Annotated in this window: 13 protein-coding genes and 1 pseudogene; 9 read left to right on the top strand and 5 right to left on the bottom strand. The window is 61.9% G+C overall.

The genetic code is table 11. The annotated features are described in order from the left end of the window. Positions 1–118: pseudogene (locus ABQJ48_RS07415) on the bottom strand (IS5/IS1182 family transposase); the annotation flags it as partial. A gap of 283 nt (positions 119–401) precedes the next feature. On the opposite strand from ABQJ48_RS07415, the gene ABQJ48_RS07420 reads away from it, so the two are divergent. The 6 genes from ABQJ48_RS07420 to ABQJ48_RS07445 all read left to right on the top strand — a co-directional run bounded on the left by ABQJ48_RS07420 (position 402) and on the right by ABQJ48_RS07445 (position 10,036). Then, the gene (locus ABQJ48_RS07420) at positions 402–3,287 is read left to right on the top strand and encodes a beta strand repeat-containing protein (RefSeq protein ID WP_367837020.1); all 2,886 of its coding nucleotides are present in this window, start codon (positions 402–404) and stop codon (positions 3,285–3,287) included. A 129-nt stretch (positions 3,288–3,416) separates the two neighbouring features. After that, the gene (locus ABQJ48_RS07425) at positions 3,417–5,600 is read left to right on the top strand and encodes a type I secretion system permease/ATPase (RefSeq protein ID WP_473094107.1); all 2,184 of its coding nucleotides are present in this window, start codon (positions 3,417–3,419) and stop codon (positions 5,598–5,600) included. A 5-nt stretch (positions 5,601–5,605) separates the two neighbouring features. Further along, the gene (locus ABQJ48_RS07430; RefSeq protein WP_367837418.1) at positions 5,606–7,027 is read left to right on the top strand and encodes an HlyD family type I secretion periplasmic adaptor subunit; all 1,422 of its coding nucleotides are present in this window, start codon (positions 5,606–5,608) and stop codon (positions 7,025–7,027) included. Further along, positions 7,017–8,450, top strand: a complete 1,434-nt coding sequence (locus tag ABQJ48_RS07435) for a TolC family protein (protein ID WP_367837021.1) — start codon at positions 7,017–7,019, stop codon at positions 8,448–8,450. The genes ABQJ48_RS07430 and ABQJ48_RS07435 overlap by 11 nt, the downstream gene beginning before the upstream one ends. Before the next feature lies 1 nt (position 8,451). Further along, a complete protein-coding gene (locus ABQJ48_RS07440) occupies positions 8,452–8,844 on the top strand; it encodes a pepsin/retropepsin-like aspartic protease family protein (RefSeq protein WP_367837023.1) in 393 nt (130 codons plus the stop codon). A 142-nt stretch (positions 8,845–8,986) separates the two neighbouring features. Then, positions 8,987–10,036, top strand: a complete 1,050-nt coding sequence (locus ABQJ48_RS07445; protein ID WP_367837025.1) for an aldo/keto reductase — start codon at positions 8,987–8,989, stop codon at positions 10,034–10,036. A 19-nt stretch (positions 10,037–10,055) separates the two neighbouring features. On the opposite strand, the gene ABQJ48_RS07450 is transcribed toward ABQJ48_RS07445, so the two are convergent. The 3 genes from ABQJ48_RS07450 to ABQJ48_RS07460 form a co-directional block, all read right to left on the bottom strand. Then, on the bottom strand, positions 10,056–10,223 hold the full coding sequence (locus ABQJ48_RS07450) for a hypothetical protein (protein WP_367837026.1): 168 nt from the start codon (positions 10,221–10,223) through the stop codon (positions 10,056–10,058). 113 nt (positions 10,224–10,336) lie between these two features. Next, on the bottom strand, positions 10,337–10,747 hold the full coding sequence (locus ABQJ48_RS07455) for a DUF3175 domain-containing protein (RefSeq protein ID WP_367837028.1): 411 nt from the start codon (positions 10,745–10,747) through the stop codon (positions 10,337–10,339). A gap of 171 nt (positions 10,748–10,918) precedes the next feature. Next, a complete protein-coding gene (locus ABQJ48_RS07460; RefSeq protein WP_367837029.1) occupies positions 10,919–11,443 on the bottom strand; it encodes a PRC-barrel domain-containing protein in 525 nt (174 codons plus the stop codon). Positions 11,444–11,776: 333 nt separating this feature from the next. Here ABQJ48_RS07460 and ABQJ48_RS07465 point away from each other — a divergent pair, with 333 nt between their 5' ends. Together ABQJ48_RS07465 and ABQJ48_RS07470 are read left to right on the top strand one after the other, a co-directional pair. Further along, positions 11,777–12,076 (top strand): hypothetical protein, encoded by a 300-nt coding sequence (locus ABQJ48_RS07465; RefSeq protein WP_367837031.1) that lies wholly within the window; start codon positions 11,777–11,779, stop codon positions 12,074–12,076. Between the two features lie 334 nt (positions 12,077–12,410). Continuing rightward, positions 12,411–12,707 carry a hypothetical protein gene (locus ABQJ48_RS07470; protein WP_367837033.1) on the top strand — a complete coding sequence of 99 codons (297 nt, stop codon included), beginning with the start codon at positions 12,411–12,413 and terminating at the stop codon, positions 12,705–12,707. An 85-nt stretch (positions 12,708–12,792) separates the two neighbouring features. Here ABQJ48_RS07470 and ABQJ48_RS07475 read toward each other — a convergent pair whose 3' ends face one another. Then, entirely contained in the window at positions 12,793–14,106 is a 1,314-nt protein-coding gene (locus tag ABQJ48_RS07475) for a DNA topoisomerase IB (protein WP_473094108.1), read from the bottom strand. 168 nt (positions 14,107–14,274) lie between these two features. Between ABQJ48_RS07475 and ABQJ48_RS07480 the strand changes: the two genes are divergently transcribed. Then, complete coding sequence (locus tag ABQJ48_RS07480; protein ID WP_367837035.1) at positions 14,275–14,619, top strand: chemotaxis protein; 345 nt, start codon at positions 14,275–14,277, stop codon at positions 14,617–14,619. Positions 14,620–14,704 lie beyond the last annotated feature (85 nt).

The following is a 14,704-nucleotide window of genomic DNA, read 5'->3' on the forward strand; positions in this document are numbered from 1 at the left end:
GCGGTTCGATCAACGCAATCAACCTCGACCATGGCACAACGCGCCTCATCTCATCGAGAAATTCCCGTTTGCGTGTACGTTTCGTTGACAGATCCAGACCAAGACCAAGTTGCGTCATCGAAGATACCCCTAAACTTTCCTATCTCCCAGGATAGTCCACCCGTACGTCGACGCCAGGACTTTTGCAGACCTTCCCTAGCTATACAGATGCCGTAGGGCGAAAAGATACCGCGGGCCAGAACGAAGCCTTTGCTTCTCTGGTTGGCGATGCGGCAGGGCTTGGCCAGGCAGTTTCGGCAGGCTTGGGAGCCATCGCAACGCAGGCCGGGGAGGCTGGGCTAGTCGCTGCTGCGGGAACAATGGGCACTGGTGCAACTATTGTAGGCGGTGTCGCAGGCGCAGTGGGTATCGGCCTGTCTGCTGCCGACTGGTTCCAGAGTTACGTTAACGCTCTCAGCAATGCATTGTCCAAAGGTGCGACTGACCTCGACAATGAAATGCAGGAGTTGCAGCAATTTGGGCAGAATGGGCAATCGATAATCGTCACGACAGGCCAGAATGGCGACACGCTGAGCGAAACGACACTCAGCGGTGGAGTATTTCAGTACACGGAAAACAATGCTCAGGGAACGCAGACGAGTTCGGTGCAGCTTGCTTACAATGGCTCCGTCGATGAATTGATGATTGCGGGCGCGGGAGTAGTAGCCGATGTCAGCGCGTTTCAGATCAATGTCTCGGCTGGAGCAACTGACACAGTCAGCGGTAACAACGATATCGTTGACGCCGGGGCCGGTTCTACAACGAGCGTCACCGGGACGGGCGAAACCTTCAACATGTCGAACGCCGGGGTGACGTTCAATTCAGGTTCCAGCGGCGTCGTGAACGGCGGTGGCAATCGGATCGATACCGGGGCGGGCTCCTCGACCATTATCGGCAATACGAACGGCGTCTCTGACACCGTCAACGCGAACGGCGACCAACTGGGTAGCACTGCGGCAGATGGGTCGGGTACAGGTATCTGGCTCAACGCGAACACACAGGCTGTCGTGAATGGCAGTAACAACGGTATTGTCCAGGCCACCGGCTCTAGTACGGCGGTCAATGGCGGCGGCAACCGGATCGATACGGGGGCGGGCTCGTCGACGGTCATCGGTAATACGAACGGTGTCTCCGACACCGTCAACGCCAACGGCGCCCAACTGGGTAGCACTGCGGCAAATGGGGCGGGTACCGGTATCTGGATCGGCGCGAATACGCAGGTTAACGTGTATGGCAGTAACAACGGAATTGCCCAGGCCACCGGCTCCAGTATGGGAGTCTACGGCGGCGGCAACCGGATCGATACGGGGGCGGGCTCGTCGACGGTCATCGGTAATACGAACGGTGTCTCTGACACTGTCAACGCAAACGGCGCCCAACTGGGTAGCACTTTGGCGGATGGGTCGGGTATCGGTATCTGGATCGGTGCGAATACGCAGGTTAACGTGTATGGCAGTAACAACGGAATTGCCCAGGCCACCGGCTCCAGTATCGGAGTCTACGGCGGCGGCGACCGGATCGATACGGGGGCGGCCTCGTGTACGGTCATCGGTAATACGAACGGTGTCTCCGACACCGTCAACGCAAACGGCGCCCAACTGGGTAGCACTGCGGCAGATGGGTCGGGTACCGGTATCTGGATCGGCGCGAATGCGCAGGCTACCGTGAATGGCAGTAACAACGGTATTGCCCAGGCGACCGGCTCCAGTACGGGGGTCTACGGCGGCGGCAACCGGATCGATACGGGGGCGGGCTCGTGTACGGTCATCGGTAATACGAACGGCGTCTCTGACACTGTCAACGCAAACGGCGCCCAACTGGGTGGCACTGCGGCAAATGGATCGGGTACGGGTATCTGGCTCAACGCGAACACACAGGCTGTCGTGAATGGCAGTAATAATGGCATCAGTGTCGCAAATAATGATGCCCTCATCGTGTCCGGCAACGGTAATGCAGTCTATGCGAGTACAAATGACGCCATTGCCGTGAACGGCACGGGAAACACGGTTAGCGCCGGTTCTAATTCGGTCATACTCGACAATGGTGTGAACAACACCATCAATGCGACGAATAGTGTGATTCAGCTCGGTGCCCAAAATATGGGCCAGACGATCTATATCAATGGGAACGGGAATACGATTGACGCTTCCACGCTGCTCTCATCGAACCCGACAGTGCAGGCAGACATTGTCGTCCGGGGTACAGGTAATACGATTATTGCGGACAATCAGAAGATCGACCTTAATAACACCACTGGCAATTTCGTGACCAGAAACAATGCCGTTTACTATAACAACGCCAATGCCTTCTCCTATGTAAATGGCACCTCACTTTCCGGCACGTATGGTCCGCTGAACCCATCGGGGGCCACAGCGCCGGGTGCGTATTTCCATGGTTACGATCCTGATAAGGGTGGTACAGGCGGTTCGTTCACGAACGGAGGCCTCTGGACCGGCGATCCGGCTATTTCGATGCCTTCGTATGATCTGCCGGCGTACAGCCTGCCGCTGGATTGCCTTCCCGATGCAAACACTGCTCCGGGGTCCATCCTCGTGTGCGGCAATCCTTCCTGCCCGGATGGCACGGATCCGATCATCTTGAATCTCAATGGCGGCGCGGTCGATACAGTCAGCGTTCAGGAGTCGCCCGCGTTGTTCGATATGCAGAACAATGGCCAGAAGGTTCGAACTGGCTGGGGGACGGCGGGAGAAGGCTATCTTGTCTACGACCCGAACGATGCGGGCAACGCAACCGTTGTGAATCAGGATAGTCAACTCGTCGCAGGTTTCGATGCGCTTCAGGCTCTGGCGCAACAGGTTGACGGAATCGGTAATGGATCGCTCACAGCGAATGATGCATTGTGGAGTTCGCTGAAGGTCTGGGTCGACACGACAGGCACAGGGCAATTCCAGAGCGGCCAGCTATACAGTCTGGACCAGTTGGGCATCTCGTCACTTGATCTTGAGGGCACCCAGGTCAACCGGGACAACAATGGTAATCAGATTCTGGTTGACAGTACATTCACTTATGCGAACGGAAGCACCGGGAACATCGCCGGCGTGAACCTGATGATTAACCCGAGTGCGACGCAGGATGCCACCGCACCTACCGCGAGCATGTCGGATTTGCAGATCAATAACCTGATTGCGGGCATGGCGTCCTACGGCGTGCAACCGGCAGCCAGTTCGACGCTGGTTGCGGCGTCATTGCAGCCGCAGCAGGCCACGCTCGCGGCTAACCCCCACTAAACGGCTGGTTCCACCGCAGTAAGAGCATCCGCAGCCCTGCTGGTTGCGGATGCTTTGTGATCGTTGATTCCCTTCCCTTTCGTGCTGCCTCGGCGGCACGGCTGCCATGCCCAAGAACGTCAATAGCCTGTGAATTCCCCTGACCTGATCGACCCGCCTGCATCCGCATCCAGTAATGGGCCAGATAGTACCCCTGTCGGCGAGTCAGACATCGATCCCGCTCTTGCCTGCCTGATCGTCATCGCGCGGTTCCACGGAATCGCTGCTGACATGGCCCAGTTGCGGCACGCTGCGGCGCGGGGCGACCGGAAGTTCGATAGCGATGCGTTGGTGCTCAGCGCTCGCGCGATTGGTCTGAAAGCGAATGCCGTTCCTTTGCGCGGTGAGCGGCTCAATCGCACGCCGTTACCTGCGCTCGCATTTGACAGGAACAACAAGCACTTTATCATCGCGCGCTGCGACGGCAAGACCGCATTTATTCTCGAAGCCGACGCAACAACACCTCTGGCCGTCCCTCTGGAGACCTTGGCTGCCCGTACGACCGGCAGCATGCTGCTGTTCACCTCCCGCGCGTCGCTTGTCGGAGAACTGGCGAAGTTCGATTTCTCATGGTTCATTCCGCCCATCGTCAAATATCGCCGGCTACTGCTCGAAGTGCTGGGCGTCTCGCTCGTTCTGCAACTGTTCGGCCTTGTTGCGCCGCTGATGTTTCAGGTGGTGATGGACAAGGTGCTGGTCAACCGCACCTACAGCACGCTGAACGTCGTCTGTGTTGCGCTGCTGGTAAGTTCGATATTCGAGGCATTGCTGACGGGGCTGCGCAACTACGTGTTCGCGCACACGACGAATCGAATCGATGTCGAACTCGGAGCGCGGCTTTTCCGGCACCTGGTCGCGCTGCCGCTCAACTACTTTGGCGCGCGGCGCGTGGGCGATACGGTCGCGCGAGTTCGCGAACTGGAAAACATCCGTAATTTCCTCACCGGTCAGGCGCTCACGGCGTTCATCGACCTGACGTTCTCGTTGATTTTTCTGGGCGTGATGTGCCTGTACAGCGTCTGGCTGACGCTGATCGTTGCGCTTTCGCTACCGGTTTATGCAGCGATTTCGGCTGCACTCATACCGTCGCTACGCACACGTCTGAACGAGAAGTTCGCACGTGGGGCTGACAATCAGTCTTTCCTCGTCGAGGCGGTGTCAGGCGTTGAAACGGTCAAGGCGATGGCGGTCGAGCCGCAGTTCATCAAGCGCTGGGAAACACAGCTTGCCGCCTATGTTGCGGCGGGCTTTCGTGTCAGTTCGCTTAGCAATGTCGGCCAGCAGGCTATCCAGCTTGTGGGCAGGCTCGTCACGCTGGGCACGCTGTTTCTTGGCGCGAAACTGGTCATCGACGGAAAGCTGACAGTCGGTGAACTCGTTGCGTTCAACATGATGTCGCAACGTGTCAGTGAGCCCGTGCTGCGGCTCGCGCAGCTCTGGCAGGACTTCCAGCAGGTCGGCATTTCGATGAGCCGCCTCGGTGACATCCTGAATTCCAGGACCGAACTGCCGCAAAGCCGACAGGCGCTGCCGTCGCTCAAAGGCACCGTGACTTTCGAGAATATCCGCTTCCGCTATCGTCCGGACGGCCCGCCGATTCTCGACGGCATTAACCTTAATATCCGCGCTGGTCAGGTGGTCGGTATCGTGGGCCGCTCAGGCTCGGGCAAAAGCACACTGACGAAACTGGTACAACGCCTCTACGTGCCTGAGCAGGGAACCGTGCGTATCGATGGCATCGATCTGGCGTTGGCCGATCCCGCGTCTCTGCGTCGCCAGATTGGCGTGGTGCTGCAGGAAAACCTGCTCTTCAACCGCTCGATCCGCGACAACATCGCGCTGACCGATCCGGGCGCACCGCTGGCGGCGGTGATCCACGCGGCAAAGCTCGCGGGCGCGCACGAGTTCATCTGCGAGCTGCCGGAAGCCTATGACACGCTCGTCGGAGAGCATGGTTCGAACCTGTCGGGCGGCCAGCGGCAGCGGCTCGCGATTGCGCGTGCTCTACTCACCAATCCGCGCATTCTCATATTCGACGAAGCGACCAGCGCGCTCGACTTCGAGACCGAGCGTGTGATCCGGAACAATATGAAGGCCATGTGCGCGGGGCGAACCGTCATCATCATCGCGCACCGGCTCGCGGCGGTCCGGCATGCCGACCAGATCGTTGCAATGGACAGAGGGCGGATCGTCGAGCGGGGCGATCACGCTTCACTGCTGCAGCATGGCGGCTACTACGCTTACCTGATATCGCTGCAGGACGGTGCATCGTGAAATTCCTGCGTTTTGTCCGCTTGCAGGCGGTGGGCGAGCTGCTTGCCCGATACGCCGCCGTGTTCCGTAGTGCGTGGAACATGCGCCACCAGTTCGATCCGCCTGAGCGTGCGGCTCACGAACTCGCGTTTCTGCCAGCCCAGCTTGAACTGGTCGAAACGCCAGTACATCCTGCGCCGAGATGGACCATGCGCATTCTCGTGTTACTGACCGGGCTCGCGCTGTTGATTGGCGTACTGGGGCGGCTCGACATCGTGGTGACGGCGAGCGGCCAGTTCATCCCGGATGCACGGGTCAAGACGATCCAGCCTGCGATCACGGGCGTGGTGCGCGAAATTCAGGTGCACGACGGCCAGCGCGTCACCGCCGGGCAACTGCTGATGAAGCTCGATACGACGCAGGCCGCCGCCGACGCCGACAAGGCCCGCTCCGCCCGCCTCGACGCGGAACTCGCGGCGGCGCGTGCCAGTGCGCTGCTTGCGGCCCAGCGCGACAACCGGATGCCGATCGTCGCCCGTGTCGAAGGTGCACCCGACGCGCGGATTCGGGACGCCCAGCGCCAGGCCGAAGGGACGTGGCTTGAATACCGCGACCAGTTCGCCAGCGCACAGGCGGAACTGCTCAAGCGCCAGGCGGAACTCGAAAGCACACGCGCGGAGATCGCGAAGCTTGCGCAAACCGCACCGCTGGCGCGCCAGCAGGCAGATTCCTATCACGCGCTCGTGGCCGACAGGTATGTGGCCCGCAACGATTACCTCGACAAGGAGCAGGGCGCGCTGGACAAGGAGCATGAGCTGGCGGCGCAACGTAGCCACGCGAATGAACTGGTGGCCGGTATTGCAGAGCAGCGTGCTGACGTTGAGGCAACGGCGTCGAAGTTCCGCCGCGAACAGCTTGACGAACTGGAGAAGGCTACACAGCAGGATACCCAGGGTCGCGATGACGAGTCGAAGGCACAGACCCGCCAGCAACTCCTGAGCCTCACGGCCCCGGTCGCGGGTACGGTGCAGCAACTGTCGGTCCATACGCTGGGAGGCGTCGTCACCACCGCGCAATCGCTCATGGAAATCGTCCCCGACGATGCGCTCGAAGTTGAAGCGCGCCTGCAAAACAGGGACATCGGGTTTGTCGAGCGGGGCCAGCGCGCCGCCGTAAAGATCGAGGCGTTTCCCTATACGCGTTACGGCTTTTTGAACGGCACCATCACCGAGGTCTCGAATGATGCCGTGCAGGACAAGAAAGTCGGACTGACCTTTCCGGTACGGATCCGTCTGGACACCAACCATATCCGTGTCGATAACCGCTGGATCACACTCACACCGGGCATGGCGGTGACGGCCGACATTCGCACGGGCAGGCGCAGCGTGATCGGCTACTTCCTCGATCCGCTGCTCCAGACGGCACGGGAGAGCATGCGTGAACGCTAGGCAGATAATGCGGTTCACTGCGCTCGCCGCCTTGCTCTCGCAATTCGCAGCCGCCCACGCGTTTGATGTCCTTCGTGCAGAACGGGATATTTCCCCTACCGCTGCGGGCGCGATGGTGCGGGCTGCAGACGAATGTCCAGCGGGGCCGCCCGCGCGTCCCCTGCAACTGGCCGAAGCCGTTGAGCGTGCGCTGTGCAGCAATCCGAAAACCCGTCAGGCATGGGCCGATGTAAAGGCGCAGGCGGCGGGCGTCGGCGCCGCGCGCGCAGCGTATCTGCCGACCGTTTCCGCGAACTGGCAGGGTGTGCGCGAGAATTCCGTTGTCGATATCGGGAATCACCCGACGCTCGGCTCGGACTATACGGCGACGGTGCGCTCGGAAAGCGTGTCGCTGAACTGGTTGCTTTTCGACTTCGGGGGACGCGAGGCGTTGCTCAGGAACGCGGATGCGCTGCTGGAAGCGGCGCGCGCAACGCACGATGCAACGTTACAGGACGAATTCGCCACGATCGCCAGGGACTACTACGCAGCGCAGACGGCGATGGGTGAACTCGATGCGGCGAAAGATGTGGAGGACATGACGCGACAAAGCATGGTCGCCGCACAGGCCCGCACCGACCGGGGCGTTGCGCCCGTCACGGATGCCCTGCAGGCGCAGACGCAGCACGAACAGGCAGTGTTCAGTCTGACCAAGGCTGAAAGTGACGCACAGACTGCGCTGGGTACGCTGGCGTCGGATATGGAACTCGATCCTTCCGTGGCACTGGATGTGCCGCGTGTGAGCGAAGATGCGCGCATGGACGTGACGTTCAGCGAACCGGTTGAGCAAATGATCCGTGATGTGCAGATCGCGCATCCCTCCGTTCGTGCGGCGCAGGCGCAGTACGAAGCCGCGCTCGCGAAGGTCTCACAGACGCGCGCGCAGGGCCTGCCCTCGATCAGCCTGGCGGGGAAATACAGCCGGGACAACCAGCCCAAAAGCATGGGGCTCGGTCTGCCCACCTATCCGGCCACCGGACATGAAGCCTATATTGGCGTCCAGGTCAGCATCCCGCTTTTTGAAGGTTTTGGGCGACATTACCAGACCGACCAGGCAAAGGCCCAGGCCGAGCGGCAGCAGGACGCTGTTGACGAGGCAAGGCGGCGGGTCGCGCTGGATGTGTGGACGAGCTACCAGTTGCTGACGGGCGCAACGCGCAACGCACAGAACAGCGCGAAGCTGCTCGACACGGCGCAGCAGGCCTGGGAGGCAGCGCGGCATCGCTACGATGCAGGTGTTGGAAATATCCTTGAACTGATGAACACGCTGGCCGCACTGGCAAACGCGAAACAGCGGCGCATCGAGGCGCTGGCGGACTGGGACAACGCGCGCATTGATCTTGCATCGAAACTCGGAAGGCTGGATGTCACGGACCTGCGGTAATGTGGCCAACACCGAAATGAAGATATCGAAAGTGAAGAGGTTGTTACAGCCCTTTCCTGTTCGGCTTACCAGTTCGGCCGTTGTCTGTTTCCACGCGTTTGCCGAAACGGCAACAGCTCACTCCAACGCGCAAAGCCAGTTGAAACTGGAAGCACGCTTGCCGATGACCGAAAACTCGGGACCTTATCTCGTCCCGGTCGGCATCGACGGAAAGGATTATTCGATGATCGTCGGCACTGGACCAGCAAGGACAGCATTTACTTCGGCTGCAGCCGATATGCTGAGGGCCGGGTCGATAAAGGATCCGCCCAGCGTATTGCGGGGTTCGCAATCCGCTCGCTTTCTGCCGTCGCTCAGGCTCGGGCCGTCTGAATGGTCAATCTCAACGTGCTGACTGCAGACATGTTGCCTGCAACGTTGCGAGCGATGCAACCGCCGCCCATTGGCCTGCCGTCGTGAGTTCGCTGTCGCCTTGCGCCAATTGCAGTATTCTCTAGCGCTTACTTCTTCACCAACGTAAAGACGGAGCTTCGACGATGCGATACAACCAGCTTGGCCGTACCGGTGTGTTTGTTTCGGAATTATGTCTGGGGACGATGACCTTCGGCGGCGGCGAAGGCATCTGGAAGCAGATCGGCGATCTGCAGCAGGGCGACGCGGAGCGGCTGGTCGGCCGCGCGCTCGACGCGGGCATCAATTTCATCGACACGGCCGACGTCTATGCGGGCGGTCTGTCCGAGCAGATCACCGGTCAGGCATTGAAGAACCTCAAGGTGCCGCGCGAGAAGGTCGTAGTGGCGACTAAAGTATTCGGCCCGACCGGCGAGTTCGCGAACGCGCGTGGCGCTTCGCGGTATCACATCATCGACGGGGTGAAGGCGAGTCTGAAGCGCCTGCAACTCGACCATGTCGATCTGTACCAGATCCACGGTTTCGATCCGGCCACGCCGATCGAAGAAACCGTGCGCGCGCTCGATACGCTCGTGCAGCACGGACATGTGCGCTATGTCGGCGTGTCGAATTGGGCCGCCTGGCAAATCGTGAAGGCGCTCGGCATCGCGGAGCGCCTCGGGCTCGCGCGTTTTGAAACCCTGCAGGCGTATTACACGCTCGCGGGCCGCGACCTCGAACGCGAACTCGTGCCGATGCTGCACAGCGAAGGCCTCGGACTGATGGTGTGGAGTCCGCTTGCGGGCGGCTTGCTCAGCGGCAAGTACGGGCGCGAACAGCAAGGCGAAGCGGGCAGCCGCCGAGCGAGCTTCGACTTTCCGCCGGTGAACCGTGAGCGCGCGTATGACTGCATCGATGCGATGCGGGAGATTGCCGATGCGCGGCAGGTGTCGGTGGCGCAGATCGCGCTGGCCTGGTTACTGCATCAGCGCGTGGTCAGCAGCGTGATCGTCGGCGCGAAGAAGGTCGAACAGCTCGACGACAACATTGCGGCCACCGGCGTTTCGCTTACCGCTGACGAGCTGGCGACGCTCGACAAGGTCAGCGCGCTGCCGGCCGAGTATCCGGGCTGGATGCTGGAGCGCCAGGGTGAAGAACGTCGCCGGCAGCTCGCGCAAACGCGGCGGGGGGCGTAGGCGGGCGGGTTGCGATCGACTACGATGGGCGGCGGCGCACGTCGCGCCGCATCGTGCGGTCGGTGAAGGGTGTGTTCAGCCCGATGTTGCCCGCAAGCCGCGAATTCAGCCATTCGGCGCGTCGACCGACGGCCAGTTCCCAAGGCGAGAGGCCGAGCATCACGAACGTAACCGCCCTGTTTCGCACATGATTCTGCGCCGCAAGCCCGCATGGTATCGATCATGCGGGACGCCGATCTGTTCAAAAGACGCTCAAAGCTGATTGCGGCGTCGTCGCTGTCGCTCCGTCGCAAGCCCCGCTCAAGGCGCCCGTCCAAACGCTTCGCGCAGCTTGCGCTTGGCCCGCTCCAGTGTGTCGCGGCGTTCCTTCGGCAGATTGCGGCCCGCGCGATTGATGTAGAAATTGAGCATCGACATCGCCGATTGAAACGGCGTGCCCTTACGGCGGCGGCTTTGCGTCGACGAGCGCTTGAGCGACTGCGCGATCGACTCAGCGCTGCCGGTTTTGAAAATATCGTGCTGGATATCCATCGCGTCGCTGGTCTCCATCACGTGATGCGACCACTTGTGCGAACTGGCGGCGCCGCCCGATTTCGCTGATCGCGCGCGATGCCGTGCATGCGCCTGCGCGTGGCGCTGTCGGGGCGGTCGCCCCGATCTGCCGCGCGCCACCGGTCGTTTGGACTTGCGGGGGGTTTTTCGGGCGGGCATAGGTTTGCCTCCTTGTCGCGCTCGGTTCGGCGCTGCGGCGAAGTGAGGGATTCGCGTGCGCGTCGGGTGCGTGAGCGCAGTGAAACGCGCCGGCTGCCGCAACCCGGCATGCCGGCGCAGCGCGTGAACGTATGCCTGCTGCCGTGGCTCAGGCTCACGCGAGAACGCGGACTACAGCTTCACTCCTCCGGCCTCGGGAGCGTCCGACGATCCCGGCGGGATCGTGCCGGCGACCACATCGTCGCGCCGCATGTAGCTGTCGCCCCAGTACGGTTCGCTGCCGTAGTACTGATGCACGGAGGTCGCCCAACTCTCGTCCGCCATCGACGGCCAGTGGTCCTTGTCGAAGCCCGGCGCGTTCTTCACGCGTTCGGCGACCATGTTGAGCACGAAGCATTTTTGTTCCGTATCGAGCGTCAATGCACGCCATGGAATCGCCAGCAGTTTGTCGCCGATACCCAGGAAACCGCCGCTCGACAAAACGGCATAAGCGACACGCCCGGAGCGCACGTCGAGCATGATGTCCTTGATCTTGCCGATATCCTCGCCGTCGCTGCTAAGGACGCGGTTGCCGTCGAGCGTGGCCGCCGCCATCACATCCGGCCCGGGGCCATCGGCGGTCGCGGCGCCCTTGCCGACGATTTCGGCTCCCTGCTGCTGGCCCATCCCGCTTTGCGTCTGTGACTGATTGAGCATAATTCGACTCCTCTCAGAGATGGATGTACCCGAAGTTCAGCAACCGGCGTTCCATCGCGCCGTGACGATCATCGCGAGGGCGCGCGGATCTGCCTTCTGAACAACTCGCGTAAAGGCTGCCCCGCACTTGAAATTATTTCGGCGACGCCAGCGAGCCAAACCTATCTGTCTGTCTGCCTTTGCGACGGCGCGCAACTAGCCCGACGCGCTTCGTGCGGCATAGCGCTTGCTTAAGCAGAAGTGGATAACGGCAGGCCGGCGTGATCCTCAGTTCCGGACGATGCGCAGGACCGCGCGCAACTCTACGCCGGCCATCTACTCAAGGAGATCCTGATGAAATTTTCACAAGCACTGCTGCTCTCCGCACTCGTTGGAATGTCGGGCGCTGCATTCGCGCAAGCGGGCGGCGGCAACGGCAACGGCGGTAACTCCGGATCCGGCGGCTCGGGGAATGCGCATGGCGCCGCGACTGCCGCGCCGACGGCGGGTGGCGAACCCGCCTCGGGGGCAATGACTTCCGGTTCGTCGCACATGTCGAAGTCGCATATGTCGAAGTCGAAGACCAAGAAGCCAATGACCGATACGACCAACACCCCCGGTGCGAATGCCAGCAGCGACACGAAGGGGCAGTGAGCGACGGTGCGCTCGTGTGCAACGCCTTCCGATAAAGATCGTTGCTTTCTGCCAGTAGCCGATCATTCGCCAATGCAGAGGTGAAAAAGCAATGAGGTAGTGCGGATCGGCGCGAGCCCCGTGCCGATCCGTTCGAATCCGCAGTCGCTGCGCAAGCGAGCGCGCGCGCGACGCTTTACGGCGGATTGCAAGGAACAGTAGTAGGAACAGCCGAACAGCGCGATGGCAACAAAAGATTCGCTGCTCCGGCTGCATCGGTGCAAGGACCCTATGTGCTTGACGCTCGTCGACACGGGAGCGCATGGGTGGCGCTTGCATCGCGGGAGAATCGATCGTGGCACACAGAATTCATTACCAGGTGAATATTTGCGGGGGCGATTTTGCGCACGTGCGCGAATGTTTTCGCAGCTGGAAAGCCGAGACACTGGTGTATCGCAGGCATCAACGCATGTTCGAAGGCAAGCAGGACGTGCGGCCCTTCTCGGCATGCGTGTTCGACAATGGAGAGCTCGCGCATCGGGCGCTCGAACGGGTGTGCAATCCGACCGACCCGTATGCGCTCGCTGCCGAAATACGCGATGGCGAGCGCGACCTGTGGCTCGTGATGGCTGCGTATGACGAGGAAGCTTGACGGGCTGCGGCACGCAGTGAGTCCGCCATGAGCGATGACTTGCCGACTCACGCAGACTTGCTGTCACGCGGTGCGTGGTGCCTGTTCAATGAGCCGCCCGCTTGGTGTCCCGTCCGGTGTCCGGCTCGGTGTTCCGCTTGACAGCCGCGGCTCCCGTTCGCGCTGTCGATGGCGCGTCTTTCCCATTCGCCCGCGCTGCGGCCTTCTTGCGGATCACGCGCGATTTCTGCAGCAAGGTCGTCAACGATCCTTCTATACTGTCGGCCACCGCCGCCTCGCGCGCCTTGCGGCCCTTCGCGCCGGCCTGCCGGGCGAGCTTCGCCGCACGCTGCTCGGCGCGCGCGAGCAGCGCGGCAAACGCGGCTTCATCCACTTTCAATCCGCGTTGGGCGCGGCCCGGTTGCAGGTCTTGCAACTCGTCGGCTTCGAACGCGCTGATCACCGCCGGATGTATGTAGCAACGGCGGCAGACGGCCGGCGTATTGCGCAGCAAGCCCGCTACGTCCTTGATCGTGGCGACGACATGATGGCGCGCCTGCGCCGCATTACTGCACGCCAGCCGCCGCAGTGCGGCCAGCGCGTAGACGCTGCCGGCCCACGTCCGATAATCCTTCGCGGTGAAGTCCGCGCCGCTCGCACGGCGCAGATAGTCGTTGATGTCGGCCGAGCCGACGGTGTGGCGTGTGCCGTCCTCGTCAAGATACTGGAACAGGTCGTGACCCGGCAGCTCGGCGCAGCGGCGCACGATGCGCTTGATACGGGGGTCGTCGACCGTCACGTCGTGCTCGATGCCGCTCTTGCCGCGGAACCTGAAGCGCAACTGGCCTGCTTCGATTTTCACGTGCTTCTTGCGCAGCGTCGTCAATCCGTATGACTGATTCTCGCGCGCATATTCGACGCTGCCGATACGGACGAGCGTGGTGTCGAGCAGTTGCACGATCGTGGCAATCACCTTGTCGCACGGTATGCCGGGCAGGTTGAGGTCGCGCGCCACGCGTGCGCGAATCTTCGGCAGTGTGCGCCCGAACTGCGCCATGCGCTCGTATTTATCGGCATCGCGTGTTTCCCGCCAACGGGGGTGATAACGGTACTGCTTGCGCCCGCGCGCGTCGCGGCCCGTCGCCTGCAAATGGCCGCGCGGATCGGGGCAGATCCAGACGTCCTCGTAAGCGGGTGGAATCGCGAGCGCGTTGATGCGCTTGATCTCATCTTCGTCGACGATGCGCTTGCCCTCCGTGTCGAAATACGCGAAGCCGTCTTTTTCACGCTTGCGCGAGTAGCCCGGACGCGTGTCGTCCGAATGCCGCAAACCCGGCGGCATCGCCAGCGCGGCCGATTGTTTCGCGGTCTCGTCCGTGGCTTCGGAACGGGGTGGCATCGAAGAGGTCGTGGCGGCCATCGCGGCAGGGTGGAAGTTCCAGCAGGTTCGGGAATCAGACGCACGCGGCGCCGGTGATTCGCTGCTAGCAAGGTCGATGCCCAGCGCGTCGGTCGCACGCCGCTCGACGCGCGGCGGAACGGTCCTTGCGAAGCACTAAGGGTGACCCACCAACCCAAGGAGAGCCAAATGAGCAGCACGCTGAATCCCGATGAAGAGCCGCAACAGGTGGTCAAGCAAACCGCCGGCACGACCGGTGCGCTCGGCCCGAGCGATTCGTCCGACAGCGGCAGCGACGTCGCGGGCGCGAAGCGGCATGCTTTCGACATCGACTCCGAGCTGGACAACCACGCGCTCGAAACCGGCGCGGCAGAGCTCGACAGCGACACCGACCGCGCAGGCACAGGCGAGCGCGCCGCCGCCGACGGCGATTCGACGCTGACGGCCGACCGGGACCTGCAAGCCGACCAGGTGATCGATCCGCTCGCGCCCAATGACGACGACGGGCTCGACGAAGACCCGACCGGGCTTTGACACGCGCGCGTGAGCTAACGCCCGACGCAGACGAGCAGACGGGCACGTCTTTTGCGGTAGTCCGACAAGCACTACCTGCGGCGAC

Source organism: Paraburkholderia suaedae, assembly GCF_040812055.1.
Classification (GTDB): Bacteria; Pseudomonadota; Gammaproteobacteria; order Burkholderiales; family Burkholderiaceae; genus Paraburkholderia.

What these genes read in the sequence shown, in the direction of transcription:
- ABQJ48_RS07445 (WP_367837025.1), top strand. Translation starts at nt 8,987, where the DNA reads ATGCGATACAACCAGCTTGGCCGTACCGGTGTGTTTGTTTCGGAATTA.
- ABQJ48_RS07475 (WP_473094108.1), bottom strand. Translation starts at nt 14,106, where the DNA reads ATGGCCGCCACGACCTCTTCGATGCCACCCCGTTCCGAAGCCACGGAC.
- ABQJ48_RS07460 (WP_367837029.1), bottom strand. Translation starts at nt 11,443, where the DNA reads ATGCTCAATCAGTCACAGACGCAAAGCGGGATGGGCCAGCAGCAGGGA.
- ABQJ48_RS07480 (WP_367837035.1), top strand. Translation starts at nt 14,275, where the DNA reads ATGAGCAGCACGCTGAATCCCGATGAAGAGCCGCAACAGGTGGTCAAG.
- ABQJ48_RS07465 (WP_367837031.1), top strand. Translation starts at nt 11,777, where the DNA reads ATGAAATTTTCACAAGCACTGCTGCTCTCCGCACTCGTTGGAATGTCG.
- ABQJ48_RS07455 (WP_367837028.1), bottom strand. Translation starts at nt 10,747, where the DNA reads ATGCCCGCCCGAAAAACCCCCCGCAAGTCCAAACGACCGGTGGCGCGC.